Origin of the sequence: Streptomyces sp. NPDC052687, from assembly GCF_040678395.1 — a bacterium.
Lineage (GTDB): Bacteria > Actinomycetota > Actinomycetes > Streptomycetales > Streptomycetaceae > Streptomyces.
Window position 1 is genome coordinate 42,898 of record NZ_JBFATR010000008.1, and the last position, 26,276, is coordinate 69,173.

The window sequence follows — 26,276 nt, forward strand, 5'->3', positions numbered from 1 at the left end:
GGCGCCGCTCTCGGGAACCGGGCTATCGCGGTGACCGGGGCAGGACGACCAGCGCGTCACCGGCCGGGCGCTCTCCCGCCGCGTCGCTGGGCAGGCCCTGCAGTTCCCCGCCCACGACCATCGCCGTCGAACCCCCGCCGTCCAGGTTCAGGGCGTCCACCGCGCCGAGGGCGCGCATGACGGCGGCGGTCTCGGGGAGGGACAGCCCGGCGCTGTGGCCGGGGCGGCGGCCGTCGGCGGTGAGCAGCACGAGGCGTCCGTCGCGGGTGACGCCGGCCGCGGTGCGCGGATTGCGGCGCAGATACCAGCCGTTGTAGAAGGCGGCGCGGTCCGCGCCCTCGATGTCCTCCGGGCTCCACCCGTCCCGCACCGGATCGAGGACCGTTCGGCCGCCGCGCAGCAGCAGCGGGCCGCCGTTGACGACGGAGGTCTTCGGGGTGAGCGGCAGCCGGGTGCCCTTCTCGGCGTCCACCACCGCGCCGCGCACCGCCAGCGTGGCACCGGGCCGGGCGTGCTCGCGCAGCCACCGGGCTCCGGCTCCGGTGCCCTGGAGCACGGTGCCCCGCACGGGGACGGACCCGCCTCGGCCCTCCTGCAGATCGGTCACCCGCCCGTCGGCGTCCAGCGTGACCTGGAAGCCGGGGCCCTGCGGCGCGGTCGTGCCGAACGCCGGTGTGACGGCGACGAGTTCGTCGGGGTTGCCGCAGGTGTAGTCGTGCGCGGGGCGGGAGAACGGGACGGCGTTGCCCACACCGCCGCAGTTCACGATCAGGCCGGACTGCCGGTTGAGGCCGGTCACCTCGCGGGCGGTGCCGTCCGCCGCGCGGACCGTGAGCCGGGTCCCCACCCGGCGCACCGCCGTACCCCGGCCCGATGCGCCCGGCACGATCAGGGCGGGCCGCCCGTTCACGGCCTCCGAGACCAGCTCCCCGCCGATCACGGAAACCCCGGCGAGGTCGCCGTCGGTGCCCGCGATCCAATTGCCGGGGGTCGTCCGGCTGCCGCCGATGACGAAGTATCCGCCGTTGACCGCGGCGAGGGCGCCGGTGCGCCGGGCCATGGCGCTCGTGGTCTCGCGGCCCGGCACGATCCCGTCGGCCAGCTCCGCGCGCAGCCGGCCGCGGAAGACGGCGGGATCGACGATCAGCACGTCCAGGGACCAGGGCCCGGTCGTCGCGTGCCCGTCCTCGCCGGTGTGCTGGACGCTGCCGGGCAGTCCGCGGGCCGCGATCTCGCTCCTGGCCCGGTCGGCGGCGGCCTTGTCGGCGTACCGGCCCACCCGCACCGTCCAGCCGAGCGGCCGGCCGGCGGGCCCCCGGGGGTCCGGGCCGGCGGTGGGGTCACGCCGCGGTGCGTACCCGGCGGCGCGGACCCTCTCCTCCAGCGCGGCGGCCTCCGGCTCGCTGGTCGCCACGCCGATCGTGACGGTCCACACGTCGTCCGCCGACGCCCGGCCGCGCTCGATCGCGAGGTGGGTCACACCTGGCGCGACCCGCCGGGAGGTCCGGGTCTCCGTGAGTGTCGCGGGGCCCAGGGGCAGCGTCCGGGCGGCCGCCGTGTCGCTCTGCCGCGCGGCCGGCCGGGTCTCCACCGTGCCGGAGAGGGTGGCGGCGAGCACGGTGGCGGCCACGCACGCGGCCGTCGTCCCGCCGGTGAGCACCCGGCGGCGTGCCGTTGCGGTCTTCATCGGGCAGGCCTTTCGGGTACGGGGCGCCGGCCGCGGAGCGCGAGGGCGGCGGCCATCATAGGGCGCGGCGCGCACGTGACCCGCGGACGCCGGGGACCGGAGGATGGGGGGAAGGGGGGGCGGTCAGCCGAGGGCGCGGTCCAGGTTGAAGGCCGCGCTGATCAGCGCGAGATGGGTGAACGCCTGCGGGAAGTTGCCCTGCTGCTCGCCGGTGTGGCTGATCTCCTCGGCGTACAGGCCGAGATGGTTGGCGTAGGTGAGCATCTTCTCGAACGCCAGCCGAGCCTCGTCGACCCGTCCGGCGTGCACCATCGCCTCGACGTACCAGAACGAGCAGATCGAGAACGTGCCCTCGTCGCCGCGCAGTCCGTCCGGGCTGGCCTCCGGGTCGTAGCGGTAGACCAGCGAGTCGGACACCAGCTCCTCGGTCAGCGCGTCCAGTGTGGACAGCCACTTGGGGTCGGTGGGCGCGATGAACTTGGTCAGCGGCATCATCAGCACCGCCGCGTCCAGCACCTCCCCGTCCTCGTACTGGGTGAACGCCTGCCGCTTCTCGGACCAGCCGCGGCTGTGGATCCGCCGGTAGATGGTGTCGCGCGCCTCCTGCCAGCGGGGCAGATCGGCGGGCAGGCCGCGCCGGTTGGCCATCCGGATGGCCCGCTCGATCGCGACCCAGCACATCAGCCGCGAGTACAGGAAGTTCTTCCGGCCGCCCCGCGTTTCCCAGATGCCCTCGTCCGGCTGGTCCCAGTGCTCGCACACCCAGTCGACCAGTGCGCAGACGTCGTCCCACTGGTCGCTGGAGACGGGCCGCGCCCACTTGTCGTAGAGGTAGATGGAGTCGATGAGCGCGCCGTAGATGTCCAGCTGGAGCTGTTCCGCGGCGGCGTTGCCGACCCGGACCGGGGCGGATCCCTCGTGGCCCTCCAGGTGGGTCAGCTCGTGCTCGGTCAGGTCGGTGCGGCCGTCGATGCCGTACATGATCTGCAGCGGGCCGGAGGCCCGGCCGTCGCCCGGACTGATGTGCCGGGTCACGAAGTTCATGAACGCCTCGGCCTCGCCCGTGAAGCCCAGGCGCAGCAGCGCGTAGACGCAGAACGCGGCGTCGCGCACCCACACGTACCGGTAGTCCCAGTTGCGCTCGCCGCCGGGCTGCTCGGGCAGGCTGGTGGTCGGGGCGGCGACGATCGCACCGGTCGGCGCGTAGGTGAGCAGCTTCAGGGTGAGCGCCGAGCGGTGCACCATCTCCCGCCAGCGGCCCCGGTACTTGGACTGGGACAGCCACTTACGCCAGTACGCCACCGTCGCCTCGAACTGGTCCTCCGCCTCCAGGCGCGGACACCGGCGCGGGGCCACTTCGCCGCCGACCTGGTCGAGCGCGAACACCGCCGACTCGCCCTCGGCCAGCTTGAACTCGGCCCGCGCGTCCAACCCGTCCGCCTCCAGCGGCACGGTCGCGGTGAGCGCGAGCGACAGCTGCGCCGACTCGAAGAACGCCACGGCGCCGTCCATGCGCAGGGTGTGCGGCCGGGCACCGAAGTCGAAGCGGGGCGCCACGTGCGTACGGAACACCACCGACCCGCGCACGCACACCACCCGGCGGATCAGCCGGTGCCTCTCGGCCTCGACCTTCTCGCCGCGGATCGGCATGAAGTCCTGCACCTCGCCCACGCCGTCCTCGGTGAAGAAGCGGGTGATCAGGACGTTGGTGTCCGGGAAGTAGAACTGCTTGGTCTTCGCCGGGCCGGCCGCCGACATCCGGAAGGAGCCGCCCCGCTCCGCGTCCAGGATGGAGGCGAAGACGCTCGGGGCGTCGAAGGCGGGGCAGCAGTACCAGTCGATGGTGCCGTCCGTGCCCACCAGGGCGACGCTGCGCAGGTCGCCGATCAGTCCGTGCTCGGCGGTCGGCAGATAGCGCGGACCCCCGGATATTCCGTCCTTCGACACCTCGGCCATCGCCGCCTCCCTCGAACGGTGAGCCCTCTCGGGTCTCCCGCGAACGGTCCGCCGCCGTGCGGTTCCAGCTTAGGGCGGTGCCGATCGCCGGGCTCCCGGAATCGATCAGACCGTACGGCGACGAGGTCGGGGCAGGGTCGGGCAGGGCTGGAGCAGGGGTCAGGCCGACGGCAGGACACGGGAGTGGGCGGCCGAGGAGTCAGGCAGGGGCGGGAGGGGGGAGTGGGCGGCCGAGGAGTCAGGCAGGGGCGGGAGGGGGGAGTGGGCGGCCGAGGAGTCAGGCAGGGGCGGGACGGGGGAGCGGGCGGCTGAGGCGTCAGGCGGCGGCGGGACGGGCGAGCGGGCGGATGCCAGGCGGGGCCGGGAGGGGAGCGGCGGCCGAGGAGTCAGGCGGGGCCGGGAGGGGGAGCGGGCGGCCGAGGAGTCAGGCGGGGCCGGGAGGGGGAGCGGCGGCCGAGGAGTCAGGCGGGGCCGGGAGGGGGAGCGGGCGGCCGAGGCGCGGGCCCGGACTGCCTCACACCGCCAGCACCCGCACCCCCGCCTCCTCGAAGCGCCGTACGACGGTCTCGTCCGCCGCCGTGTCCGTGACCAGGGTGTCCACGGCCTCGGTCGCGCAGATCCGGGCGAAGGCGCGGCGGCCCAGCTTGCTGGAGTCGGCCGCGACGACCACCCGCTCGGCGCGCTCGCACAGCAGCCGGTTGATCGCGGCCTCCGCCTCGTCGTGCGCCGCCGCGCCGTGCACCACGTCGAGGGCGACCACGCCCAGCACCGCCACATCGAGGGTGACCTGCGTCAGCACCCCGTCGGCGAGCGGCCCGATCAGCTCGTACGACTGCGCCCGCGCCACCCCGCCGGTCACCACGATCTTGAACTGGGGCCGTACGGCCAGCTCGTTGGCGATGTTGAGGGCGTTGGTGACGATCGTCAGGGCGGGCGAGCCGGAGCCGAGATCGCCGCGCACGGCGAGCGCGCGGGCCACCTCGGTGGTGGTCGTGCCGCCGGTCAGCCCGACCGCCTCACCGGGCGCGATCAGCTCGGCCACGGCCTTGGCGATGCGCTGCTTCTCGGAGGCGCGGCGGGCCGTCTTGTACCGCAGCGGGAGTTCGTACGACACCCCGTGCACCACCGCCCCGCCCCGGGTGCGCACCAGCATCTGCTGCTCGGCGAGCCGGTCGAAGTCGCGGCGGATCGTCGCGGCCGACACCGCCAGCTCGGCGGCGGCCTCCTCGACGTTCAGCCGGCCCCGCTCCACGAGCAGTTCCAGCAGCGCCTTCCAGCGGGCGTCGCGCGACATCCACACCTCCGAACCAGCCATCCGTCCACGTCTCCCGGCGACCCTAACGCACCCCGACTCGCCACCTGATGCTTGAAGCTGCTCGAAATGGCGCGCTATCTTGCACGAACAATCACATCACTGTTCGGGAAGGGCTACGGCATGACGTATGTCGAGGACGAGCTGCGCACCCAGCCGGAGTGCTGGACCCGAGCCGCGTCGCAGGCGCCCTCGCACCGCGCGGTCCTGCCCGCGCCGGGCGAGCGGGTCGCACTCGTCGGCTGCGGCACCTCGTACTACATGGCGCGCGCCGCCGCCGCGCTGCGGGAGAGCACCGGACAGGGGGAGACGGACGCCTTCGCCGCGTCCGAGTTCCCGTACGGCCGCCGCTACGACCGGGTGGTCGCCCTCACCCGCTCGGGCACCACCACCGAAGTCCTCGAACTGCTCGGGAAGGTCCGCGGCCGCGTTCGCACCACCGCCGTCACCGCCGACCCGGACACCCCCGTCCGCGACGCCGCCGACGACCTCGTCGTCCTCGACTACGCCGACGAACGCTCCGTCGTCCAGACCCGGTTCGCCACCACCGCACTCACCCTGCTCCGCGCCCACCTGGGCCTGCACACCGACGCCGCCGTCACCGACGCCCGCGCCGCGCTCACCGCCGAACTGCCCCAGGACCTCGTCGGCCGCGCCCAGTTCGCCTTCCTCGGCCGCGGCTGGACCGTGGGCCTGGCCGACGAGGCCGCCCTGAAGCTGCGCGAGGCCGCCGGCGCGTGGACCGAGTCCTACCCGGCGATGGAGTACCGCCACGGGCCCATCAGCGTCACCACGCACTCCACCGCCACCTGGATGATCGGCGAGGCACCTCCGGGACTGGCCGAACAGGTGCGGGCCACCGGCGCCGCGTGGATCGGCGGCGCGCTCGACCCGCTCGCCGAACTGGTCCGCGCCCAGCGGCTCGCGGTCGCCGTGGCCGCCGCCCGCGGCCTGGACCCGGACCGCCCCCGCCATCTCACCCGCTCGGTGATCCTCGCCCCCTGACCCCTGCCGGAAAGGACGGACGGACCGTGTCTCTCGTCACCACCGGCGAGCTGGTCACCGCGGCCGCCGCGGAAGGCTCCGCCGTGGCCGCCTTCAACATCATCACCCTGGAACACATCGAGGCGGTCGTCGCCGGCGCGGAAGCGACGGACACGCCCGTCGTCCTCCAAGTCAGCGAGAACGCCGTGAAGTTCCGTCACGGACGGCTGCTGCCGCTGGCCCGCGCCGCCGTCGCCGCCGCCGAACGGGCCGCCGTGCCCGTCGCCCTCCACCTCGACCACGTACAGAGCGAACACCTGCTGCGGCAGGCCCCGGACGCCGGGTTCAGCTCCGTCATGTACGACGCGGCACGGCTGCCGTACGCCGACAACCTCGCCGCGACCCGCGCCGCGGCCGACTGGGCGCACGCCCGGGGACTGTGGATCGAAGCCGAGCTGGGGGAGATCGGCGGCAAGGACGGCCGGCTTCCGAAGGATGCCCACGAGCCCGGCGCGCGCACCGATCCGGCCCAGGCCCGCGCGTTCGTCGCGGACACCGGCGTCGACGCCCTCGCCGTCGCCGTCGGCAGCGTCCACGCCATGACCACCCGCACCGCCCGCCTCGACCACGCCCTGCTCAAACGCCTCTCCGCCAGCCTCGACGTGCCGCTCGTCCTGCACGGCTCCTCCGGCCTGCCGGACGACGAACTGACCGCGGCGGTGGCCGGCGGCATCACCAAGGTCAACGTCGGCACGGCCCTCAACCTCGCCATGACCGGCGCCATCCGCGCCCACCTCACCGCCCACCCCGAGGCGGCGGACTCCCGCCCCTATCTCACCGCGGCCCGCGAGGCGATGACCCGCACGGTGGAACGCGTCATCCGCACCCTGCGCCCGGCCTGACCCCGTCCCCGGCCCCCGCAACGGGCGCAGACGACCGGGTGGGCTCAGCCGCGCTTGACCGCCCTGAGCACGACGAACTTCGGGTCGCTCGCGACGACCTCGCTGTTGCCGAACAGGCGCCGCAGCTTCACGTGGTAGCCGAGGTGCCGGTTGCCGACGACCCACAGTTCGCCGCCCGGCCGCAGCACCCGCCGGGCGCCGCTGAACATCCGCCAGGCGGTGGCGTCCGTCGTGGCCTGGTGGGAGTGGAACGGCGGGTTGTTGAGGACGACGTCCACGCTGTCCGACGCCACCCCGGCCAGCCCGTCGCCGACCCGGAACTCGGCGTGTCCGGGCACCCCGTTGGCCCGGTAGGTGGCCTCCGCGGACGCCACCGCCTGGAACGACTCGTCCACGAACAGCACCTCGGCCCGCGGATCGGCCAGCGCCACCGCCGTACCGACGACGCCGTTGCCGCAGCCCAGGTCCACCACCCGCCGCGCCCCGCGCGCCCGCGGGAGATGCCCGAGGAAGAACCGGGTGCCGATGTCGAGCCGGTCCGCGCAGAACACCCCCGCGTGGTTGACGACCGTACGCCCGGAGACGGCCCCGATCCCGTCGGGCAGCGCGTACCGGTACGGCCACGGGTTCGCGGGGCGGGACAGCGACGGGTCCGGCGTGCAGAAGATCAGACGCGCCTTCTGCTCGGCCAGCGAGGTGCGGGTAGGGCCGATGATCCGCTCGAACAGCCGCAGCGTCGAGGTGTGGATCTCCTTGACCATGCCGGTGCCGACCACCACCGACTCCGCGTGCAGCGCGGGCGCCAGCCGCGACAGCTGGTCCTCCAGCAGCGCCAGGCTCTTCGGCACCCGCACCAGCAGCACGTCGATCCGCTCCGGCGGCGCGTCCTGCGTGGTGAGCAGCCGCACGGTGCCGGGCCGCACCCCGGCCCGCTCCAGGTTCGCCCGGGTCGCCTCCTGGGTGAGGAAGGAGTCGGTGATCTGCGTCGGGCCGTGCCCCGCGAGCGCCGTCGCCAGCGCGCCCCAGCGGTCGCCGAGGATCACGACCGTCCCGGTGAGCGGCGCCTCCCGGGCCGCGAGATGCCGCAGCAGATACGCGTCGGAGGCGTCCCACGCCCGCAGCCTCTCGCGCGGGTCGGCGGGGAAACGGGTGAGCGCCAGTTCGCCCCAGGGGGTCGTCATACGGTCGTTCATCGTGTGTCAACCCTAGCCGAGCCGCAGCTCAGGGTCGGTGGGGGAGGATGGACGGCATGGACGCCGAGCTGTTCCCCCGGCCCCGCGCGCAAATCGCGCCGGGCGCGGTGCACCTGCCGGACTGGCTGGATCCGGACGGGCAGCGCGCGCTGCTGGCCGCCTGCCGGGAGTGGGCGCGCCCGCCCGCCGGGCTGCGCACGGTGCGCACCCCGGGCGGCGGCACCATGACCGCCCGCCAGGTCTGCCTCGGCTGGCACTGGTACCCGTACGCCTACGCCCGCACGGTCACCGACGGCGACGGCGCGCCCGTGAAGCCGTTCCCCGCGTGGCTGGACGCGCTGGCCCGGCGCGCGGTGCGCGACGCCCTCGGACAGGAGACGCCGCCCTACGACATCGCCCTGATCAACTTCTACGACGGTGACGCCCGCATGGGCATGCACCGCGACGCCGACGAACGCTCCGACGCCCCGGTGGTGTCCCTGAGTCTCGGCGACAGCTGCGTCTTCCGGTTCGGCAACACCGTGACCCGCGCCCGCCCGTACACGGACGTCGAGCTGCGCAGCGGTGACCTGTTCGTGTTCGGCGGGCCCTCCCGGCTCGCCTACCACGGGGTGCCGCGCGTGCGGCCGGGGACCGCGCCGCCCGGACTCGGGCTGCGCGGGCGGCTGAACGTGACGTTGCGGGTGAGCGGCTTCCCGCCCGCCGAATGACGCGCGGATCATGGGAGACTCGCCCTCATGAGCGGCAAGGCGGACCCCCGGCCGGCGGGGGAAGGGACCACCTCGAGGACGCGGTTGGACCGGGGGCGCGGTGCGCTCGGACCCGCACTGGAGCTGGTGCACACCGGACGGGCGCCCACCCGCGCCGTGCTCACCGCCGAACTCGGCGTCACCCGCGCCACGGCCGGCGCGGTCGCCGCCGAGCTGGAGGCCCTCGGCCTGATCCGGGTCGACGCCCGGCCCGGCGCCGCCGCCGGCTCCCAGGGCCGCCCCTCGCACCGGCTGCGGCTCGCCGACGACGGGCCCGTCGCGCTCGCCGCGCAGGTGCACGCCGACGGCTTCCGCGCCGCCCTCGTCGGGCTCGGCGGGCGGATCGTCGCCACCGCGCCCGGCTGCGAGACCGTCGACGCCGACCCGGCGAAGGTGCTCGGCTCGGTCGTCGAGGCGGGCGCCGACTTGTTGCGGCAGACCGGACGGCGGTGCGTGGGCGCCGGTCTCGCGGTGCCGTCCGCGGTCGCCGAGCCGGAGGGCCTGGCGCTGAACCCGCTGCACCTGGCCTGGCCGGCGGGCGCGCCGGTGCGGGAGATCTTCGCCGACCGCGTGCGCGCCGCCGGCATCGACGGACCCGCGTTCGCCGCCAACGATGTCAACCTGGCCGCACTCGCCGAGCACCGGCACGGCGCGGGCCGCGGCGCCCGCGACCTGCTGTGCGTGGCCACCGGGCACCGCGGCGTCGGCGGCGCGCTGGTCCTCGACGGCCGCCTGCACTCCGGCAGTTCGGGCCTGGCCCTGGAGGTCGGCCACCTCACCGTCAACCCCGAGGGCCGTCCCTGCCACTGCGGCAGCCGCGGCTGCCTCGACGTCGAGGCCGACCCGCTGGCCCTGCTCACCACGGCGGGCCGCGAGCCCGGCCCCGAGGTGTCGCTGCTCCAGCAGGCCAACGACCTGCTGCGCGAGGAGTACGACGACCCGGCCGTCCGCACGGCCGCCGAGGCACTGATCGACCGGCTGGGCCTCGGCCTCGCCGGGCTGGTCAACATCCTCAACCCGGACCGGATCATCCTCGGCGGCCTGCACCGCACGCTCCTCGACACCGACCCCGAGCGGCTGCGCGCGGTCGTCGCCGACCGCAGCCTGTGGGGCCGCAGCGGCGGCGTCCCGATCCTGCCCTGCACGCTCGACCACAACAGCCTGGTCGGCGCCGCGGAACTGGCGTGGCAGCCGGTGCTGGACGACCCGCTCGGCGCCCTGTCGTACTGACCCCCGGCCCGCGCCTGAGCGGCTCGACGAGGACGACGGCGGCGAGCAGGAGGAGCAGCAGGCCGGGCACCGGGCAGGGGCGGCGCAACTCCCCGCCTGGGCCCGGAGCGTACGGCGCTCGGTTCACGGTCCGGGGGACAGGGTGACGACGTCGGCGCGGGAGGCGGCCCCGTCGCTCAGGGCGTCGGTCGGACCGTGCGCGGGCGGGGCTGCACCAATGGCGGGCGAGGGAGGGCCTGGCGTCTCGGCGGTGCCGGCCGACCCGAGTTCCAGCGACACGTCGATCACGTCGACGAGTCTGCGCAGCTTCTGCTGTGCGCGCGGGGCGTCGGGCCGCGGCACGTGCACGACGGCCGTGGCCGGGCCCGGTGACGCGGTGGTGTACGCGAGACCCAGCACGTGGTGGTTGTTGAGGGTGGCGGCGAGTCGTGCGAGTGTCCCGTGGCCGAGCTGGAGCGTGACGGTGAGCCGGGCGTGTTCCATGGGGGGTCCTTGTCTATGGGGCCGGGGTGGGGCCGGGGGGCCGTGGTGGGGCCGTGGTGGGGCCGGAAAACGAGAAGACCCCTCGCGAGGTGCGAGAGGTCTGCGTGCGGGCGGTGAACCGGGGAGGGTCACTCCCGCGGGTTCGGTGCCGGCACGCCGCCGCTGATAATCAGCTGCTGCTGCATGCGGGGGATGCTGGCAGAACGCGGCTGCGGCCCGGAAGACCATCTCAGAGTGCGGACGACGGGATGGGGGCGTGCCGTGCCCCGTTGTGCTGGGGCACGTTCCCGTGACGGTGGGCGTCGGCGCTGGGCGTCGGCGGATCAGCGGGCCGCCGCGGGCAGTCGGAGGCGACCATCGTGGACTTCGGCGATGTGGTCGACGGCGGTCAGGTGGGTGCGGTCGTGGGTGACCAGGACGGTGGCGGCGGCCTGCCGGCGGGTGAGGCGGGTGATGAGGTCGACGACGGAGGCGCCGCGTTCGTGGTCGAGGGCGCTGGTGGGTTCGTCGACCAGCAGGACGGTGGGGTCGTTCATCAGGGCCCGGGCGATGTTGACGCGCTGACGCTGGCCGCCGGAGAGCTGATGGGGACGCCGGCGGGCCCGGTCGGCCAGGCCGACGGCGTCGAGCAGTTCCATGGCCCGGGCCCGGGCGGTGCGGGGCTTGAGGCCGACGATCCGCGCCATGACCTCAAGCTGTTCGACGGCGGTGAGGGAGGGCAGCAGGCTGGGCTGCTGGAAGACGATGCCGATCTTGTGGCGGCGCAGCTCCGCCAATTCGCCGCGGCCCATCCCGGTGGTGTCGGTGCCGTCGACGACGACGGTGCCGGCATCGGGGGTGATCAGGGTGGCGGCGACCGCCAGCAGGCTGGACTTGCCGGAGCCGGAAGGCCCGACGACCGCGGTCAGGCTGCCCTTGGGCACCTCAAGGGTCACCTGGTCCAAGGCGGTGAGCCGGTTGTCGCCGTCCGGGTAGGTGAGGGTGATGTCGGTCAGACGCAGGCTCATCGGGCGTTCCCCAGGGCGGTCAGCGGGTCGACGGAGGTGATGCGGCGGATGGACAGGGCGGCTCCGAGCGCGCCGAGCGCGATCATCACGACGGCCGGGACCAGGACGGTCGCGGGCGTGAGGAGGAACGGAACCGCGCTCCCGGCGACGAGGGCTCCGAGGCCGGCGGCGATGCCGGTGCCGATCAGCGTGCCGCCGGTCAGCAGGATCACGGCCTGGCCGAGGGCGTCCCTGAGCAGACCGGCGGTGGAGGCGCCCAAGGCCTTGAGGACGGCGACGTCGCCGCTGCGCTGGATGGTCCACACGGTGAAGAAGGCGCCGATGACCAGGGCGGAGATCGCGAACAGCAAGCCGCGCATCAGCTGCAGGGAGCCGTTCTCGGAGGCGTAGGAGCCGATCGCGGACAGCGAGTCGTCCTTGGCGAGCGTCTTCGTGCCCGCGGCCTCGTCGGCGGCGCCGATGTCGGCGCCGGAGGTGGTGCTCAGGGCGATGACGGTGGCGGTCGCCCCGTCGGTCCCGCCCGTGGGGGGCGCGGTCTTCCGCCACGTGTCGAGGCTGGTCCAGATGACCGGGGTGTGGCTGAAGGAGGCATCCCCGCTCACCGCGGCGACGCTCACCCTCCGTCCGCCCAGAGTGAAGGTGTCGCCGGTCGTCACGCCGAGGCCGTCGGCCGCGGCGGCGGACAGGACCGCCCCCTGATCGTCGATCTTGTCACCGCCGGGGGCGAGTGCGGAGCCCGGCCGCACACCGAAGACGGAAGCCCCGGTGCTCTTGCTTCCGACGCTCGCCTTGGTCGTGGTGATGCCCAGCGGTTCGGCGCTGCTCACGCCGGGCGTCGCGGCCCACTGCCGCCACTGCCGCTCGGTGACGGTGGAATCGGAGTACGACAGGTCCTCACCCGCACTGGGCGCCGCGAAGGCGATCTTGTCCGCGGGCAGTCCCGTGATCGCGGAGACGTTCTGCTGCCCCAGACCGGCGGTCAGCCCGGACAGCAGGCCCACCAGCAGGGTGATCAACACGATGACGGTCCCCATCAGCGCGAAGCGCCCCTTGGCGAACCTCAGATCTCTCCAGGCAACGAACACGGCTTGGGCCTGCCTCTTCATGGGATGTCACTGGCACGGGTGGAAGCGCTGTGGCTCCACCGTCGCTGCCAGACCCCCGCCTGGGCATCTGGCCCAGGACAGCACTCGCCGCACCGAAAGGCGGCACGCCGGTTGTAACTTTCGATGGAAGCCGGGCCGGGGGCTTCTCCATAGGCTGGAAGAACTGTGAACACCACCGCCCCCACCCTGACCTCCACCACGCGCGCTCTGGCCTGGTGCCTGCACGTGCTGGTCGTCGCCCTGCTCGCTCTGGCCGCCGGCCGGGCCGTCGCCGACCACCGCCCGCACACCGGGCTGATCACCGCCACGGCCGCGGCGTGCGCCGTGATCTACGCGGTCGGTCCCGTGCTGCCCCGGGTGCGCCGTTCGCGGCGGGCCGCCGCACTGTGGCTGGCCGCCGTGGGCGCCTGCTGGCTGGTGCTGCTGACTCTGTCCGCCGACGGGGTGTGGGTGGCGTTCCCGCTGTACTTCCTCCAGCTCCACCTGTTGCCGCGCCGCGCGGGACTGGCGGCGGTGGCGGCCACGGCGGTGGCGGCCACCGCCGGCTTCGCCGTGCACCAGGGCTTCTTCAGCCCCGCGATGGCCATCGGCCCGGCCCTCGGCGCCGCCGTGGCCGTCGCGGTGGTGCGGGGCTACCAGGCCCTGTACCGGGAGAGCGAACAGCGCAGGCACCTGATCGAAGAACTGACCGCCACCCGCGCCGACCTGGCCACCGCACAGCACGCCGCCGGAGTGCTCGCCGAACGCGAACGCCTGGCCCGCGAGATCCACGACACCCTCGCCCAGGGACTCTCCAGCATCCAGCTGCTGCTGCGCGCTGCCGAACGCGCCCTGCCCCGGACACCGGAGAACGCCGCCCGCTATGTCGACCAGGCACGGCAGGCCGCCGTGGACAACCTCGCCGAGGCCCGCCGTTTCGTCGCCGCCCTCGCCCCGCCCGCCCTGGAGGGCACCACGCTCGCCGGCGCCCTGGAGCGCCTGTGCGCCACCACCAGCACCCGTCACCGGCTCACCGCACGCTTCCACCTCACCGGCGAACCCGTACCCCTGGCCACCGCGCACGAGGTCGTGCTGCTGCGCGTCGCCCAGTCCGCGCTGGCCAACACCGTCCGCCACGCCGAAGCCGCTACCGTCGAAGTCACCTTGAGCTACCTCGGCGACCACGTCGCGGTGGACATCGTCGACGACGGACGCGGCTTCGATCCCGACCGGCTTCCGGCCCCCGACCCGGAGACCGGCGGTTTCGGACTGGCCGCCATGCGCGCCCGCGTGCACGCCCTCGGCGGCACCCTCACCCTCGCATCCGCCCCCGGCCACGGCACCGCCCTGGCCGCCCAGCTCCCCCTCACCCCGCCAGCCGAGACCGAGCCCGAGGCCCGCCCGTGACCGACACCCCCATCCGCCTGCTCCTGGCCGACGACCACCCCGTCGTACGGGCAGGGCTGCGCGCCGTGCTGGAGACCGAGGACGGCATGACCGTGGTGGCTGAGGCCGCCACCGTCGAGGACGCCATCACCCGCGCCGCCCGAGGGGACATCGACGTCGTCCTCATGGACCTCCAGTTCGGCAAGGGAATGAACGGCGCCGAGGCCACCGCCGCCATCACCGCCCGCCCCGGCGCACCCCGCGTGCTGATCGTCACCACCTACGACACCGACGCCGACACCCTGCCCGCCATCGAGGCCGGCGCCACCGGCTACCTCCTCAAGGACGCCCCACCCGAGGACCTGGCCGCCGCCGTCCGCACCGCGGCCGCCGGCCGCACCACCCTGGCGCCCACGGTCGCCAACCGCTTGATGAACCGGCTGCGCGCCCCCGGCACCGCCCTGACCCGGCGCGAAACCGAAGTCCTCGCCCTGGTCGCCGACGGCCTGTCCAACCAGGCCATCGCCGACCGCCTCCACCTGACCGAGGGCACCGTCAAGTCCCACCTGGCCCGCATCTACGCCAAACTCCACGTCGACTCACGCACCGCAGCCGTCGCCACCGCCACCGACCTCGGCCTTATTCGCCGCTGAGGCGACGCGAGCGCCGCCGGGCGACCGGCTGCGCCCCGGCGCCGCCGTACACCTCGATCGCCCCGTCGCACGCGCACGGGTGCGTGCTCGCCGGGATGCGGTGCCCGTCCGCCGAGTTGAGCGTGGCCTCAACTCGGCGGAGGGCACCGGACGCGACGCACAGGATGTGTGCGGCTCGACCGGACGGCTACTGCAAGGACCCGCCTCAGAGGGACGCGCCGCCGTCGACCACCAGGTCCGTGCCGACCAGGGAGGCGGCGTCGTCGGACGCCAGATAGAGGACCGCCTGCGCCACCTCCTCCGTCGACGCGACCCGGCCGAGCGGCGACTGCTCCTTCATCCGTACGGCCCGCTCCTCCTCGGTCTCGCCCGGCCGGAGCGACATGGCCGTGTCGGACGCGCCGGGGCTGACCGCGTTGATCCGCACGCCCTCGCGGATGTGCTCCAGGGCGGCGCCCCGGGTGAGCGAGGTGACGGCCGCCTTGGTCGCGGCGTAGGCGGTGGCGCCGTTCACCTGCTGGTGGGCACCCAGGTTGGAGGCGACGTTGACGATCGCGCCGCCGCCCGGCTGGGTGCGCATCCGGCGGATCTCGGCCGCCATGGCGAGGAAGACGCCGGTGACGTTGACGTCCCAGAGGGTCCGCCAGTCCTCCTCGGGCATCTCGGGCAGCGGCCCGCCCCGGAACACGCCCGCGTTGTTGACGGCCACGTCGAGCGAGCCGAACCGGTCGACGGCGGCCCGGACCAGCGCGGCCACCTCGTCGGCGCGGCTGACGTCGGCGGCGTGCGCGAGCGCCGTACCGCCGGCCGCCTCGATCAGCGCGACGGTCTCGTCCAGCGCCGACCGGCGCCGCCCGGCGACGACGACCCGGGCTCCCTCGGCCGCGAACGCCAGGGCGGTGGTCCGGCCGATGCCGGACCCGGCGCCGGTGACGAGGACGGTGCGATCGGTGAAACGCGTACGGGACATGGGGAACTGCCTCTCTTGTCAGGGTCTCAGGGAAATCGAGTGGATCGGATCGGATGGTCAGGAGCGCGCGAGGCGCAGCAGCGGGACGGCGAGCGCGAACAGCCCGGCCGCCGCGGCGAGGCTCGCCCGGTCGCCACCGGCGGCCAGCAGCAGGGCGAAGAGGAGGGTCGGCCCGGCCTCCATCGCGGTGTTGTGCACCCCGCCCGCGAGCCCCGTCCGGGCGGCGGGCACCCGGTCGGTGGCGAGCACGGCGGCGCCGGCGAACGCGGCGGCGGCTCCGGCGGGCAGCAGCACCAAGCCGGGCAACACGCCGTAGCCGTACGGGACTTCGGCGTCGAACCCGGTGAGCGCGAGCAGCCCCAGCCCGGCGGCCCCCGCCGCCAGCCCGCCCCCGGTGACCGCGGCGGGACCGTGCCGGGCGACGAGCCGCCCCGCCACCCGTCCGCAGCCGAGGAGCACCGCGGCGAACGGCACGAACGCCGCCGAGGCGGACAGCGCCGACCAGCCGCGCTCCTGCTGGAGGTGGAGGGAGAAGAGCACGAAGACGGTGCTGGTCCCGGCCGCCGTGAGCGCCGTGGCGACGAGTCCGAGCGCCCGCCGCGCGTCGCGCAGGAAGCCCGGCGGCAGCAACGGGTCGGCCGTACGCCGCTCCACGACCGCGAACACCGCGAGCAGCGCCCCGCCCGCCAGCAGCGGCCCCAGCACGTGCGCCGAGGTCCAGGGGCGTGCGTCGGTGAGGACGAGTCCGTAGCTGACGGTCACGATCCCGGCCGTCGCGAGCAGCGCGCCCGGCAGATCGAGGCGGGGCGCGCGACCGTCGGGGGAGCCCGAGAAGTCTCGTGGCCGGTCCGCCGGGAGGAGGCGCGGCGCCAGCGGCAGAGCCAGGGCCGTGACGGCGAGCGGTGCGGCGAAGGCCCAACGCCAGGACAGCAGCGCGGAGATGACACCGGAGAGCAGGTTGCCCGCCGTGGCGCCGAGCACCGACAGCCCGCCCCAGGTCGCCATCGCGCGCCGGTAGGCGGGCGGCGCGGGGAACAGGTTGCGCAGTACGGCCATGGCGGCCGGCGCGACCAGGGCGGCACCGGCGCCCTGCGCGAACCGGGCGGCGAGCAGCGGTGGATACGCCGGGGCGAGCGGGGCGGCGACCGAGGCCGCGCCGAACAGCAGCAGCCCGGCGAGCAGGGTCCGCCGCCCGCCGTACCGGTCGGCGAGGCGGCCCCCGAACAGCAGCAGGCCGGCGAAGGCCAGCCCGTAGGCCGCGCTCAGCAGGATCAGCTCCTCGCGCCCCAGTCCGAAGCGGCGGCCGATCTCGGGCAGGGGCACGGCGACGGCGGCCAGCGTGAAGATCAGCGTGACCTGTAAGGAGCCGAGCAGCGCGAAGGCCGGGCGGGCGGCGGGCACTGGGCCGGGCAGGGGCTCGGCGGCGTCACCCGCCGTCATGAGTGGCCCTTGCTCGATCGCACGCCCCTCTTCCGTGGCCATGCACCCCCCTTTCTGGATCGTTCGGTCAAGTATCAGGGCAGCGAAAAGCGACCGCCCCGTCGAATGCTTCATGGGTCCGGCTCAGTCCAGCAGCGCGAGCGCCTGCTCGGCGGCGTCCCGCACCCGCGCCGGATCGCTCGACGCCTTGCCGACCACGCGCAGCCCCTGCATCAGCACCAGCAGCATCCGGGCCAGCGCCCGCGGATCGCGCTCCTCGGCCAGCTCGCCCTGGGCCTGGGCGCGCACCAGTGCCGAGTGCAGCAGGGTCTCCACGTGCTCCCAGCTCAGCTCGACCCGCCGGGCCGCGGCGGTGTCGTGCGGGGCCAGCTCCGCCGCCGTGTTGGTGACGAAACACCCGGCCGCCCGGCGGGCGTCGTCCATGGCCTCGGCCGCGAACCGCCGCACGACCGTGCGCACGGCGGGCAGCGCGGGACCAGGCTGGGACAACTCGCGCAGGAGCGTGGGGTTCTGCGACTCGCCGTACCGGTCGAGCGCCTTCAGGTACAGATCGCGCTTGTTGCCGAAGGTGGCGTAGATGCTGGCGCGTCCGATCCCGAGGTGCTCGACGAGGTCCGCCATGGACGTCGCCTCATACCCCCGCTGCCAGAACAGTTCGAGGGCCGACTGCAGAACGGCGTCCGGGTCGAATTCCTTGCTCCTCGCCATACCGTGACCCTAGGCGATTCGAGAACGATCGGTCAAGTATGAGCAGTGTGGCGGCAGTTCAAGACCTGCCCTGACCGGCCACGGCCCGGCGCGGTCTGGCCACCAGCTCCCCGCCGCAGTTGGGGCAGCCCCGCAGGGCGGCGCCGCACGACGCGCAGAACGTGCACTCGTACGAGCAGATGAGGGCCGGCCCGTCCGGCGGCAGCGCCGCCGTTCCGCACCGCTCGCACCGCTCGCGCATCTCCAGGGCCATGCCCCGTCCCCCTTCTCCCGCCCGGACCCCCGTGGCCCGAAGATCCCCATCCTGGGGGCGCCCGCCGCGCCGTTGAAACACCCCGGCGGGACAGCGGCCGACAGGATCGGGCCACGCGGCGCGACCGAGCGCTCAGCAGGCCCAGTCCACCGCGAACGCCCGCCCGGGATTCTCCGTGAGCACCCGCGTGACCAGCTCCGCCCCCAGCTCGGCCGCCAGCCTCGGCCGCACCCGGCGCAGCAGATACGGCATACCGGGGCCGCCGTGCACCGAGCGGGCGGCGGACGTCGTGGTGTCCCCGCCGAGCAGCAGCCGGTCGGCGAACCCGGCGTCGGCCAGTCGCCGTACGGCGTCCGGCATCCGCCAGTCCGTGGCGTGATGGGCCCGCGACGGGCCGTCGAAGCCCAAGAAGGCGCCCGACTCGGCGGCCAGGCGGTGGACGACCGGGTCGGGCGAGCGGTTGAGATGCCCCAGGACCACCCGGTGCGGCGGCACACCCAACTCGCCGCACAGCAGGTCCAGTACGTCGAGCGCGCCCGTGCCCAGCTCCAGATGGACGGCGACGGTCGCGCCGGTCGCGTGGTGCGCCTCGGCCGCCGCGGCCATGGTCCAGCGGGCGTGCGCGTCGAGGGCGTGGAACCCGCCCGCCACCTTGATCAGCCCCGCCCGCACCCCCGCCCGATCGCCCGAGGCGCCGATGCCCTCGGTGAGTTCGGCGACGAAGACCTCCGCGAGCCGGTCGCGGAGCCCGCCCAGCGTGGCGTCGTCGTAGTGCGCGGCCTGGTGCAGTCCCGTCGCCGCCACCACGTGCACCCCCGTCTCCCGGGACAGTCCCGGCAGTTCGGCCGCGCGCCGTCCCATGCCGTACGGCGTCCACTGCACCACGCTGCCGCCGCCCACCGCGCGGAACGCGGCGAGCTCCGCGCGGGCCGCGGACACGTCCCGCAGCTCCTGGCCCGGCAGGCGCGGGCTGGTCAGGAAGAGATGGTCGTGCGCGTCGCAGACGCCGAGCTGCCCGGGGAGCACGTCCCCGAGCACCGTGCGGACCCGGCTCACCACTGCCGGCCCCGTGGCAGCCGCGCCCGCTCGGGCGCCGACAGATGCAGCACCCGGAACACGTCACCGTCCGCCTCCGGTGTGTCGTCCGCCCAGAGTGAGAAGAGGACCAGCTCCCAGCGGGCGGTGTCCACGGCCGCCGCCGCGCACACCGCGCCGCCACGCGCCGCGAGCCGCGCGGCCTCACGCGTCGCCTCCCCGGCGACCGCACCGGCCACGGCGCCCTCCGGTATCGCCCGGCGCTCACGCACCGCGACCCGCGCGGGTGCCCCGGCGGCGGCGCCCTCCTCATAGGCGAGCACCGTCCACTGCCGCACGACGGGCCGCCCGAAGTCGTCGCTGAGCCTGCGGAAACCCTCGCCCCACAGAAAGGAGTTCATGCCCCGCACGGTGTTCCACAGATAGAACGGCGCGTACTGGTTGACCGGCGACCCCTGCACGCCGCGCTCCCGCATCAGATACGCCTTGAACCCCAGCCCCTCCCAGTCGTCGAGGGCATGTCCGAGGCGGGCGACCCGCGCGCGGACGATCTCCATGTCGTAGGCGGCGGGCAGGGTGATCTCGTACTGCATCGCGTGCACCGGACGGCTCCTCAGACGGTGGGCCGGGCGGGCGGCGCGAGGAGGGCGAGCAGGCCGCGCACCCCCGCGTCGAAGGCGGACGGGAGCCCACAGGCGCGGGCGAGGACGTAACCGCCCTGGACGGTCGCGACGATCGTCGCCGCCACCTCCTCGGCGTCGAGCCCGGCCGCGAACTCGCCCGACTCCTGCCCCTCCACGACGATCCCGGCGAGCCGCTCGCGCAGCCAGTCGAGCGTCTCGTCGACGGGCGCGCGCAGTTCCTCGCTGGCGACGACGTCCGGGTCCATGGTCAGCCGCCCGACCGGGCAGCCGCGCAGCACGTCACGCTCGCGCCGCAGATACGCCGCGATCCGCTCGTACGGCGTCCCCGGCCCGCCGAGCACACCCTCCGCGGTCGCTCGCATCTCCTCGGCCGTGCGCCGGATCGCGGCCAGCGCGAGATCCGGCTTGCCCTTGAAGTGGTGATACATGCTGCCCTGCCCGGCGCCGGCCCGCTCCAGGATCGCCTTGGGACTCGTGCCCACGTAACCGCGCTCCCAGAGCAGCTCGCGGGTGGACTGGATCAGTCGCTCGGAGGTACTCATGAAGCGACTGTACATACTAGTAGTTACACTCGTCGAGTGGATTACCGCAGCGGCGCTCCGAACCACCTGTGCAATCCGCCGAGCAGGCCCTCCTGGTCCTCACCGGTCCAGGCCACATGGCCGTCCGGGCGCAGCAGCACCGCGGGTACGTCCAGTACCTCGCCGGCGTCGACGACGTGGTCGACCCGGTCGGTCCAGCCCGCGACCGAGAGCCGCCCGGTGCCGTCCAGCAGCAGCCCCCGGCCGGCGTGCGTCAGCTCGTACAACCGGCCCTGCTTCAACGGCAGGTCAGGCATCCGCCGGCCGAGCAGTTCGCGGCCCTCGCCGAAGTCGTAGCGGACGTCGACGGCGGTGATCATCCCGGTGACGTACCGGTTCACGTCCTCGAAGTCCATCAGCCGCGTGAACAGCTCCCGCAGCGCGGTCGCGCCCGGATCGGTGCCCATCAGCGCGATCTGCGCCCGCGTGTTCCGCAGCACGCGGGCGGCCACCGGGTGCCGTTCGGCGTGGTAGCTGTCCAGCAGGTCCGCCGGAGCCCAGCCGGCCACCGCGCCGGCCAGCTTCCAGCCGAGATTGAACGCGTCCTGCACACCGAGGTTGAGCCCTTGCCCGCCGGTCGGCGGGTGGATGTGCGCGGCGTCGCCCGCGAGCAGCACCCGTCCCGCCCGGTACCGCTCGGCCTGCCGGGTGGCGTCGCCGAACCGGGACAGCCAGCGCGGCGCGTGCGCGCCGAAGTCGGTGCCCGCGACGGCCCGCAGCTGCCGCCGGAACTCCTCCAGGGTCGGCGGTGCCGTACGCTCCTCGGCCACCCCGTCGGCGGGTACGACGACGCGGTACACCCCGTCCCCGAGGGGAACGGCACCGAACCGCAACTGGGTCTTGCGGACCTCCGTGACGACGGCGTCGATCGTCTCCCGGTCCGCGGTCAGGGCCATCTCGCCCAGCAGCGTCTCCACCGTGGCCGCCTCGCCGGGAAAGCCCACGCCGATCAGCTTGCGCACCGTGCTGCGGCCGCCGTCGCACCCGACGGCATAACGCGAGCGCAGCCGCGTGCCGTCCGCCAGTTCGACGCTCACCCCGTCCTCGTCCTGGCTCACCCCGACCACCTCGCACCCGCGCCGGATCTCGGTCCCCAGCTCCACCGCCCGCTCGTTCAGCAGCCGCTCGGTCACCGGCTGCGGGGTGGCGAGGCCGTACGGGTGGGCGGTGTCCAGCCCGTCCGGCCACGGCCTGGCGATCCCGGCGAACAGGCCGCCCACCTGGAACTTCTCACTCACCGCCAGGAACCGCTCCAGCAGGCCGCGCATGTCCATCACCTCGACGCTGCGCGCGTGCAGGCCCTGCCCCCGCGACTCCTTCGTCGGCTCGGCCAGCCGCTCCAGCACGACCACCCGCACACCGTGCAGCCGCAGCTCACTCGCCAGCATCAGCCCGGTCGGCCCACCGCCGACCACGATCACGTCGATCATCTCCGCACCCCGATTTCCCGCGCGTTCCGGTCCAGGCCGGAGATTCTGCGCGACGACGGGGGCCTTGCCGCAAGCCCCCCGGTGCGCTATACGTTGAGAGTGGCAAGGAGCGCGTGGCTCCTTGCCTTTGTCGTTTTCCCGGCCGTTGCGCACGCGCCGGTCCTGCGGGTACTCCCCGCGACGTACGCCGATCGCCGCCGGCGGTACGACGCCTCCGCGCCCACTTCGGGGTCAGTCTCGAAGCACCACCGGATCACCGGACACCGGATCACGGATCACCGGATCCGGGAGGAAACGACTCGGGAGATGACCCACCACGCACACCCTGGCCCACCTCGGCGACACCGCCCCCGGCGCCTGGATCCTCTTCTTCCCACTGGTCTGGGCAGCCGTCGTCCTCGGCGGCATCACGCTTCTGCGCCGCACCGCGTGGCGCGGCCACGGCACCTCCGGGCGCCCCGCCTCCGCCGACCACCCCTCACCCATCACCGTCCTCGGCCGCCGCTTCGCCTCCGGTGAGATCGACGAGGGAGGGGTACTGGCGCCGGCTGTCCGTCTTGGAGGAGCAGTTCGGACGGGCGGGAGGTGCGGGTGGAAGGTGACGGCGCGGGAAGGGGCGGGCGCCGTGCCGGCGGTGAAGGTGCGGCGGGACGGCGCCGGGCGGGCGGCTTGCTGGGGAGGCGAACGCGGCCGCGCTCACCGCCCGATCAGCCGGGAACGGCCGACCGGGCGGGAGCATGTGCGGGCCGGCGCGTCTCGGCGGCCGGCTCCGGGGCGGTCACGGGCTCGATCTCCGCGAAGCGGCGCACGGTTGTCTCCAGCTCCGCGCGGCGCGGCGGACGCGGCGACGGTTCCGTGTCGGTGCGCCGGGGCGGGCGCGGGGGCGCCTTGCGGGTGGGGGCCGGTGTCGGCAGGGTGAACCAGACGACCTTCCCCTGCTCGCCGTCCGGCAGCGCCCCCCAGCTCTCGCTGACCGCCGCCACCATCGCGAGCCCGCGCCCGCAGGTGGCCAGCGACTCGGCGTCCGCCACCACCGGGAGGCGGGGATCGTGGTCGCGCACCGAGACCTTCAGCCGGTCGAGCAGCAGCTCGATCTCCACGGTGCACATCTTGTCGGGCTGGGCGTGCCGGTGGACGTTGGTGAGCAGTTCGGTCACACCGAGCGTGGCCCGGTCTATCAAGGCGTCCAGGTGCCAGTAGCGCAATTGCGCAGAAACGATTCTGCGGACCTGGCCGATCCGCGACGGCAGGGCTTGGAGCTCCACCGTGCAGTGTCTGCTTGGGTAACTGATCACGGCTGCGACTCCCCGACGTGAGGTCCGGAAGAACACGGAGTTCGGATCCAGCAGGGAGCCCGCGTGAAACGGCCGCCTGCTGTCGTGCCCGGCGGGCTGGTTCGCAGCGTTATCGCCGGTAAACCCAGAGTGACGTGAGACCAGCGTGACCCAGGGGGTGCGGTGGCGCAACTCGCGGATGTCGCCTTCGTCTCGGTCATCTCAGTCGCCGCGCCCCGCCGCCCGGCGTACCGCCTCGATGAACCGGCCCGCCGCGGGCGGCCCCGGCTCACCCGGCGCCGGATCGTGCTCGCCCAGGGTCAGGAGGTACCGGTTGCCGTTCAGGTCGGCGAGGGCCCGTCCGTCGGAGCCGAACCACGGCCGCGACGCCCGCACCGCCTGCACCGGCGCGCTGTCGATCTCGCTGCCGTAACTGGTCAGCAGCTCCAGCCGGCCGCGCCTGATCCGGACCTGTCCGGCCCGGGTGAGCGAGCGCAGCCCCTTGCCGATCCGCACGCCCATGGCCGTGAACTCCGGCTCCGCCATGCCCCGAACGCCCCCTTGTCGCGTCGTCACGCGTGGCCCCGCCGGGCGGCATCACCCCGCCCCCGGTGCAGTCTGCCCCGCCCTCGCATCGAGCACCAGTGCGCATGTGCCGGGCGCACCGGACACCCGGAGCACTCGGTCGAATGCGCCCCCGCCGTGCACGGTGCCCACCCCCTCGCACGCCTGTTCCCGCAGCCCGCCTTTGACCCCTCCAAAGATGCGTTTATGCAGGTGAGAAGCGTGCGGAAGCTGTCTATCATCGGGGTGTCGGCCGCGCGACGCGCCGTCGGCGCGCAGCCTAAGGAGCCCCGTCGTGAGCACCAGCACCCCCCAGCAGCCCCCCGCCGGCGCGACCCTCGACACCCTCGACGTCGACCGGACCGACTCCGCCTACCGCGACTGGCTGAAGGAAGCCGTCCGCAAGGTGCAGGCGGACGCCAACCGCTCCGCCGACACCCATCTGCTCCGCTTCCCGCTGCCCGAGCACTGGGGCATCGACCTGTACCTGAAGGACGAGTCGACCCACCCCACCGGCAGTCTCAAGCACCGCCTCGCCCGCTCCCTCTTCCTCTACGGCCTGTGCAACGGCTGGATCCGCCCCGGCCGCCCGGTCATCGAGGCCTCCAGCGGCTCCACGGCCGTCTCCGAGGCGTACTTCGCCAAGCTGATCGGCGTGCCCTTCGTCGCCGTCATGCCGCGCACGACCAGCGCCGAGAAGATCCGCCTGATCGAGTTCCACGGCGGCCGCTGCCACTTCGTGGACGACCCGCGCACCATGTACGCGGAGTCCGCCCGCCTCGCCGCCGAGACCGGCGGGCACTACATGGACCAGTTCACCTACGCGGAGCGGGCCACCGACTGGCGCGGCAACAACAACATCGCCGAGTCGATCTTCCGCCAGCTGCGCCTGGAGCGTTTCCCGGAGCCCGCGTGGATCGTCGCCACGGCCGGCACCGGCGGCACCTCCGCGACCATCGCCCGCTACGTCCACTACATGCAGTACGACACCCGCCTGTGCGTCGCCGACCCGGAGAACTCCTGCTTTTTCGAGGGCTGGACCACCGGCGACCCGGACGTCACCTGCGACTGCGGCTCCCGCATCGAGGGCATCGGCCGCCCCCGGATGGAACCGAGCTTCGTACCGGGCGCCGTCGACCGGATGATGAAGGTCCCCGACGCGGCGAGCGTCGCCGCCGTCCGCGCGCTGGAACAGGCCATCGGGCGCAAGGCGGGGGGCTCGACCGGCACCGGGCTGTGGAGCGCGCTGAAGATCGTCGCCGAGATGGCCGCCGAGGGCCGTACCGGCAGCGTGGTCACCCTGCTGTGCGATCCGGGCGACCGCTACCTCGACAAGTACTACTCCGACACCTGGCTCGCCGAGCAGGGGCTGGACATCCGCCCGTACGCGGCGGCGATCGAGTCCCTGCTGGCGACGGGCGTCTGGCCCGACTAGGAGGCGTCCGGGCGTCCGCGAGGTCGCGTCGTCCGCCCGGCAGGGCGGCCGTCGTCAGCGCGGCGCGGACGCGCTCCCGGCGAGGCCGGGCCGAGTCCCACCCGGCGCGGCCGGCCGGCCCGAGGTGCCCCCTGACCGGCGGCAGCGCCGTCGCTGACGTCGCGTCAGCCGTCCGCGTCCTCGTCCTTCTCGGGCTCGCCCGCGACCACCAGCCGCAGATGCTCGGAGATCTCCGCGCGGGCCTCCGCCGGCAGCCCGGCGTCCGTCACCAGGGTGTCGACCTGGTCCAGCGTCGCGAACGAACTCAGGCCCACCGTGCCCCACTTGGTGTGGTCGGCGACCACCACCACCCGGCGCGCCGACTGCACCAGGCGCCGGTTGGTCTCCGCCTCCGCGAGGTTCGGCGTCGACAGGCCGGCCTCGGCCGATATCCCGTGCACACCGAGGAACAGCACGTCGAAGTGGAGCGTCGCGATCGCCTGGTCGGCCACCGGGCCCACCAGCGAGTCGGACGGCGTGCGTACCCCGCCGGTCAGCACCACCGTCGCCGCGCCCGCGCGCTGCCCCGAGGTCCGCTGTGCCGTGTGGAAGACGTCGGCCACCCGCACCGAGTTGGTCACGACGGTCAGGTCGGGCACGTCCAGCAGCCGGTGCGCCAGCGCGTACGTCGTCGTCCCGCCGGACAGCGCGATCGCCGCACCCGGCGCCACCAGCTCGGCCGCGGCCCGCGCGATGTCCTCCTTGGCGGACAGCTCCAGACCCGACTTCGCCTCGAAGCCGGGCTCGTGCGTACTCGCCTCCGCCACCGGCACCGCGCCGCCGTGCACCTTCTCCAGCACACCCTGCCGGGCCAGCGCGTCGAGATCACGCCGGATCGTCATGTCCGACACACCGAGCTTGCGGGTCAGCTCGTTGACGCGGACGCCGCCACGGCGCCGCACCTCGTCCAGGATCAGGGCGCGCCGCTGCTCCGCGAGGAGGTTCTGATTCTCGCTCACGTACGCTCCGGTCCTTTCCCTCAAACCTCCGACTCGCCCCCGCACCCCCGGATCCGTCCGAAGCGGGCGCACCCCCGTCGACGAGGGCGTATCCCGTGGTCTCGGTGCGCGGGCGTCCCATCCTCGCACGGGCCGGGTCGGGCCGCGCCATCGGCTGCCGGACGCGCACATGTCACTTGTGTCTCATCTGCGGCTCATCCGTGACCCGTATCGGGGAGATTCCGTGACGATGGGGGTATGTCATCCGTCCGGCGGGCAATCCTGGTGCCCGCACGGACGAGATTGCCGACGGTGCGTCACGGGGGAAGTGCCACAGG

General features: G+C 74.1%; 25 protein-coding genes and 1 pseudogene. 8 read left to right on the plus strand and 18 right to left on the minus strand.

The window, feature by feature from the left end; all coding sequences use genetic code 11:
- Positions 1 to 22 precede the first annotated feature (22 nt).
- From AB0K92_RS10760 to AB0K92_RS10770, 3 genes are all read right to left on the minus strand, one after another.
- Positions 23 to 1,687 carry a phosphodiester glycosidase family protein gene (locus AB0K92_RS10760; RefSeq protein WP_365921445.1) on the minus strand — a complete coding sequence of 555 codons (1,665 nt, stop codon included), beginning with the start codon at positions 1,685 to 1,687 and terminating at the stop codon, positions 23 to 25.
- Between the two features lie 123 nt (positions 1,688 to 1,810).
- Positions 1,811 to 3,643, minus strand: coding sequence for a glycoside hydrolase family 15 protein (locus AB0K92_RS10765; protein WP_365921447.1), 1,833 nt, complete (start codon positions 3,641 to 3,643; stop codon positions 1,811 to 1,813).
- A 514-nt stretch (positions 3,644 to 4,157) separates the two neighbouring features.
- Positions 4,158 to 4,937 (minus strand): DeoR/GlpR family DNA-binding transcription regulator, encoded by a 780-nt coding sequence (locus AB0K92_RS10770; RefSeq protein ID WP_365921633.1) that lies wholly within the window; start codon positions 4,935 to 4,937, stop codon positions 4,158 to 4,160.
- A 141-nt stretch (positions 4,938 to 5,078) separates the two neighbouring features.
- Between AB0K92_RS10770 and AB0K92_RS10775 the strand changes: the two genes are divergently transcribed.
- Complete coding sequence (locus AB0K92_RS10775) at positions 5,079 to 5,960, plus strand: SIS domain-containing protein (RefSeq protein WP_365921449.1); 882 nt, start codon at positions 5,079 to 5,081, stop codon at positions 5,958 to 5,960.
- 26 nt (positions 5,961 to 5,986) lie between these two features.
- Positions 5,987 to 6,841, plus strand: coding sequence for a ketose-bisphosphate aldolase (locus AB0K92_RS10780; protein ID WP_365921451.1), 855 nt, complete (start codon positions 5,987 to 5,989; stop codon positions 6,839 to 6,841).
- Between the two features lie 44 nt (positions 6,842 to 6,885).
- Here AB0K92_RS10780 and AB0K92_RS10785 read toward each other — a convergent pair whose 3' ends face one another.
- Positions 6,886 to 8,022: a methyltransferase gene (locus AB0K92_RS10785; protein WP_365921453.1), complete on the minus strand. Its 1,137-nt coding sequence runs from the start codon at positions 8,020 to 8,022 to the stop codon at positions 6,886 to 6,888.
- Positions 8,023 to 8,090: 68 nt separating this feature from the next.
- Between AB0K92_RS10785 and AB0K92_RS10790 the strand changes: the two genes are divergently transcribed.
- Positions 8,091 to 8,744, plus strand: a complete 654-nt coding sequence (locus AB0K92_RS10790; protein ID WP_365921455.1) for an alpha-ketoglutarate-dependent dioxygenase AlkB — start codon at positions 8,091 to 8,093, stop codon at positions 8,742 to 8,744.
- A gap of 27 nt (positions 8,745 to 8,771) precedes the next feature.
- On the plus strand, positions 8,772 to 10,013 hold the full coding sequence (locus tag AB0K92_RS10795; RefSeq protein ID WP_165995823.1) for an ROK family protein: 1,242 nt from the start codon (positions 8,772 to 8,774) through the stop codon (positions 10,011 to 10,013).
- 123 nt (positions 10,014 to 10,136) lie between these two features.
- Here the strand turns inward: AB0K92_RS10795 and AB0K92_RS10800 are convergent, their stop codons facing one another.
- From AB0K92_RS10800 to AB0K92_RS10810, 3 genes are all read right to left on the minus strand, one after another.
- On the minus strand, positions 10,137 to 10,496 hold the full coding sequence (locus AB0K92_RS10800; protein WP_365921458.1) for a hypothetical protein: 360 nt from the start codon (positions 10,494 to 10,496) through the stop codon (positions 10,137 to 10,139).
- A gap of 323 nt (positions 10,497 to 10,819) precedes the next feature.
- Positions 10,820 to 11,503 carry an ABC transporter ATP-binding protein gene (locus AB0K92_RS10805; protein ID WP_365921460.1) on the minus strand — a complete coding sequence of 228 codons (684 nt, stop codon included), beginning with the start codon at positions 11,501 to 11,503 and terminating at the stop codon, positions 10,820 to 10,822.
- Entirely contained in the window at positions 11,500 to 12,588 is a 1,089-nt protein-coding gene (locus tag AB0K92_RS10810) for an ABC transporter permease (RefSeq protein ID WP_365921635.1), read from the minus strand. Before AB0K92_RS10810 ends, AB0K92_RS10805 begins: the two co-directional genes overlap by 4 nt.
- Before the next feature lie 186 nt (positions 12,589 to 12,774).
- Between AB0K92_RS10810 and AB0K92_RS10815 the strand changes: the two genes are divergently transcribed.
- On the plus strand, positions 12,775 to 13,995 hold the full coding sequence (locus AB0K92_RS10815) for a sensor histidine kinase (RefSeq protein ID WP_365921462.1): 1,221 nt from the start codon (positions 12,775 to 12,777) through the stop codon (positions 13,993 to 13,995).
- Positions 13,992 to 14,627 (plus strand): response regulator transcription factor, encoded by a 636-nt coding sequence (locus AB0K92_RS10820; protein WP_365921464.1) that lies wholly within the window; start codon positions 13,992 to 13,994, stop codon positions 14,625 to 14,627. Before AB0K92_RS10815 ends, AB0K92_RS10820 begins: the two co-directional genes overlap by 4 nt.
- Before the next feature lie 205 nt (positions 14,628 to 14,832).
- On the opposite strand, the gene AB0K92_RS10825 is transcribed toward AB0K92_RS10820, so the two are convergent.
- From AB0K92_RS10825 to rox, 8 genes are all read right to left on the minus strand, one after another.
- Positions 14,833 to 15,597: a glucose 1-dehydrogenase gene (locus AB0K92_RS10825; protein ID WP_365921466.1), complete on the minus strand. Its 765-nt coding sequence runs from the start codon at positions 15,595 to 15,597 to the stop codon at positions 14,833 to 14,835.
- 57 nt (positions 15,598 to 15,654) lie between these two features.
- Positions 15,655 to 17,079, minus strand: a complete 1,425-nt coding sequence (locus AB0K92_RS10830) for an MFS transporter (protein WP_365921468.1) — start codon at positions 17,077 to 17,079, stop codon at positions 15,655 to 15,657.
- Positions 17,080 to 17,160: 81 nt separating this feature from the next.
- On the minus strand, positions 17,161 to 17,745 hold the full coding sequence (locus AB0K92_RS10835) for a TetR family transcriptional regulator (RefSeq protein ID WP_365921470.1): 585 nt from the start codon (positions 17,743 to 17,745) through the stop codon (positions 17,161 to 17,163).
- Between the two features lie 58 nt (positions 17,746 to 17,803).
- Entirely contained in the window at positions 17,804 to 17,998 is a 195-nt protein-coding gene (locus AB0K92_RS10840; protein WP_365921472.1) for a DUF1272 domain-containing protein, read from the minus strand.
- Positions 17,999 to 18,130: 132 nt separating this feature from the next.
- Entirely contained in the window at positions 18,131 to 19,054 is a 924-nt protein-coding gene (locus AB0K92_RS10845) for a phosphotriesterase (protein ID WP_365921474.1), read from the minus strand.
- Positions 19,051 to 19,635, minus strand: a complete 585-nt coding sequence (locus AB0K92_RS10850; RefSeq protein ID WP_365921476.1) for a DUF4865 family protein — start codon at positions 19,633 to 19,635, stop codon at positions 19,051 to 19,053. The genes AB0K92_RS10845 and AB0K92_RS10850 overlap by 4 nt, the downstream gene beginning before the upstream one ends.
- Positions 19,636 to 19,646: 11 nt before the next feature.
- A complete protein-coding gene (locus tag AB0K92_RS10855) occupies positions 19,647 to 20,234 on the minus strand; it encodes a TetR/AcrR family transcriptional regulator (protein ID WP_365921478.1) in 588 nt (195 codons plus the stop codon).
- A gap of 26 nt (positions 20,235 to 20,260) precedes the next feature.
- Positions 20,261 to 21,688: a rifampin monooxygenase gene (gene rox / locus AB0K92_RS10860; protein ID WP_365921480.1), complete on the minus strand. Its 1,428-nt coding sequence runs from the start codon at positions 21,686 to 21,688 to the stop codon at positions 20,261 to 20,263.
- A gap of 325 nt (positions 21,689 to 22,013) precedes the next feature.
- Between rox and AB0K92_RS10865 the strand changes: the two are divergent.
- Positions 22,014 to 22,290 (plus strand): annotated as a pseudogene (locus AB0K92_RS10865) (SHOCT domain-containing protein).
- Between the two features lie 105 nt (positions 22,291 to 22,395).
- Here AB0K92_RS10865 and AB0K92_RS10870 read toward each other — a convergent pair.
- Both AB0K92_RS10870 and AB0K92_RS10875 read right to left on the minus strand, forming a co-directional pair.
- Positions 22,396 to 22,983, minus strand: coding sequence for an ATP-binding protein (locus AB0K92_RS10870; RefSeq protein ID WP_365921482.1), 588 nt, complete (start codon positions 22,981 to 22,983; stop codon positions 22,396 to 22,398).
- 201 nt (positions 22,984 to 23,184) lie between these two features.
- Complete coding sequence (locus AB0K92_RS10875) at positions 23,185 to 23,508, minus strand: hypothetical protein (protein WP_365921484.1); 324 nt, start codon at positions 23,506 to 23,508, stop codon at positions 23,185 to 23,187.
- A 313-nt stretch (positions 23,509 to 23,821) separates the two neighbouring features.
- Here AB0K92_RS10875 and AB0K92_RS10880 point away from each other — a divergent pair, with 313 nt between their 5' ends.
- The gene (locus AB0K92_RS10880; protein ID WP_365921486.1) at positions 23,822 to 24,961 is read left to right on the plus strand and encodes a PLP-dependent cysteine synthase family protein; all 1,140 of its coding nucleotides are present in this window, start codon (positions 23,822 to 23,824) and stop codon (positions 24,959 to 24,961) included.
- Positions 24,962 to 25,125: 164 nt separating this feature from the next.
- Here AB0K92_RS10880 and AB0K92_RS10885 read toward each other — a convergent pair whose 3' ends face one another.
- Positions 25,126 to 25,959, minus strand: coding sequence for a DeoR/GlpR family DNA-binding transcription regulator (locus AB0K92_RS10885; protein ID WP_365921488.1), 834 nt, complete (start codon positions 25,957 to 25,959; stop codon positions 25,126 to 25,128).
- Positions 25,960 to 26,276 lie beyond the last annotated feature (317 nt).

Coding starts and splice junctions, on each gene's coding strand:
- AB0K92_RS10830 (WP_365921468.1), bottom strand. CDS start 17,079: ATGGCCACGGAAGAGGGGCGTGCGATCGAGCAAGGGCCACTCATGACG.
- AB0K92_RS10875 (WP_365921484.1), bottom strand. CDS start 23,508: ATGGCGGAGCCGGAGTTCACGGCCATGGGCGTGCGGATCGGCAAGGGG.
- AB0K92_RS10855 (WP_365921478.1), bottom strand. CDS start 20,234: ATGTACAGTCGCTTCATGAGTACCTCCGAGCGACTGATCCAGTCCACC.
- AB0K92_RS10805 (WP_365921460.1), bottom strand. CDS start 11,503: ATGAGCCTGCGTCTGACCGACATCACCCTCACCTACCCGGACGGCGAC.
- AB0K92_RS10825 (WP_365921466.1), bottom strand. CDS start 15,597: ATGTCCCGTACGCGTTTCACCGATCGCACCGTCCTCGTCACCGGCGCC.
- rox (WP_365921480.1), bottom strand. CDS start 21,688: ATGATCGACGTGATCGTGGTCGGCGGTGGGCCGACCGGGCTGATGCTG.
- AB0K92_RS10765 (WP_365921447.1), bottom strand. CDS start 3,643: ATGGCCGAGGTGTCGAAGGACGGAATATCCGGGGGTCCGCGCTATCTG.
- AB0K92_RS10785 (WP_365921453.1), bottom strand. CDS start 8,022: ATGACGACCCCCTGGGGCGAACTGGCGCTCACCCGTTTCCCCGCCGAC.
- AB0K92_RS10775 (WP_365921449.1), top strand. CDS start 5,079: ATGACGTATGTCGAGGACGAGCTGCGCACCCAGCCGGAGTGCTGGACC.
- AB0K92_RS10770 (WP_365921633.1), bottom strand. CDS start 4,937: ATGTCGCGCGACGCCCGCTGGAAGGCGCTGCTGGAACTGCTCGTGGAG.
- AB0K92_RS10800 (WP_365921458.1), bottom strand. CDS start 10,496: ATGGAACACGCCCGGCTCACCGTCACGCTCCAGCTCGGCCACGGGACA.
- AB0K92_RS10840 (WP_365921472.1), bottom strand. CDS start 17,998: ATGGCCCTGGAGATGCGCGAGCGGTGCGAGCGGTGCGGAACGGCGGCG.
- AB0K92_RS10835 (WP_365921470.1), bottom strand. CDS start 17,745: ATGGCGAGGAGCAAGGAATTCGACCCGGACGCCGTTCTGCAGTCGGCC.
- AB0K92_RS10795 (WP_165995823.1), top strand. CDS start 8,772: ATGAGCGGCAAGGCGGACCCCCGGCCGGCGGGGGAAGGGACCACCTCG.
- AB0K92_RS10760 (WP_365921445.1), bottom strand. CDS start 1,687: ATGAAGACCGCAACGGCACGCCGCCGGGTGCTCACCGGCGGGACGACG.
- AB0K92_RS10790 (WP_365921455.1), top strand. CDS start 8,091: ATGGACGCCGAGCTGTTCCCCCGGCCCCGCGCGCAAATCGCGCCGGGC.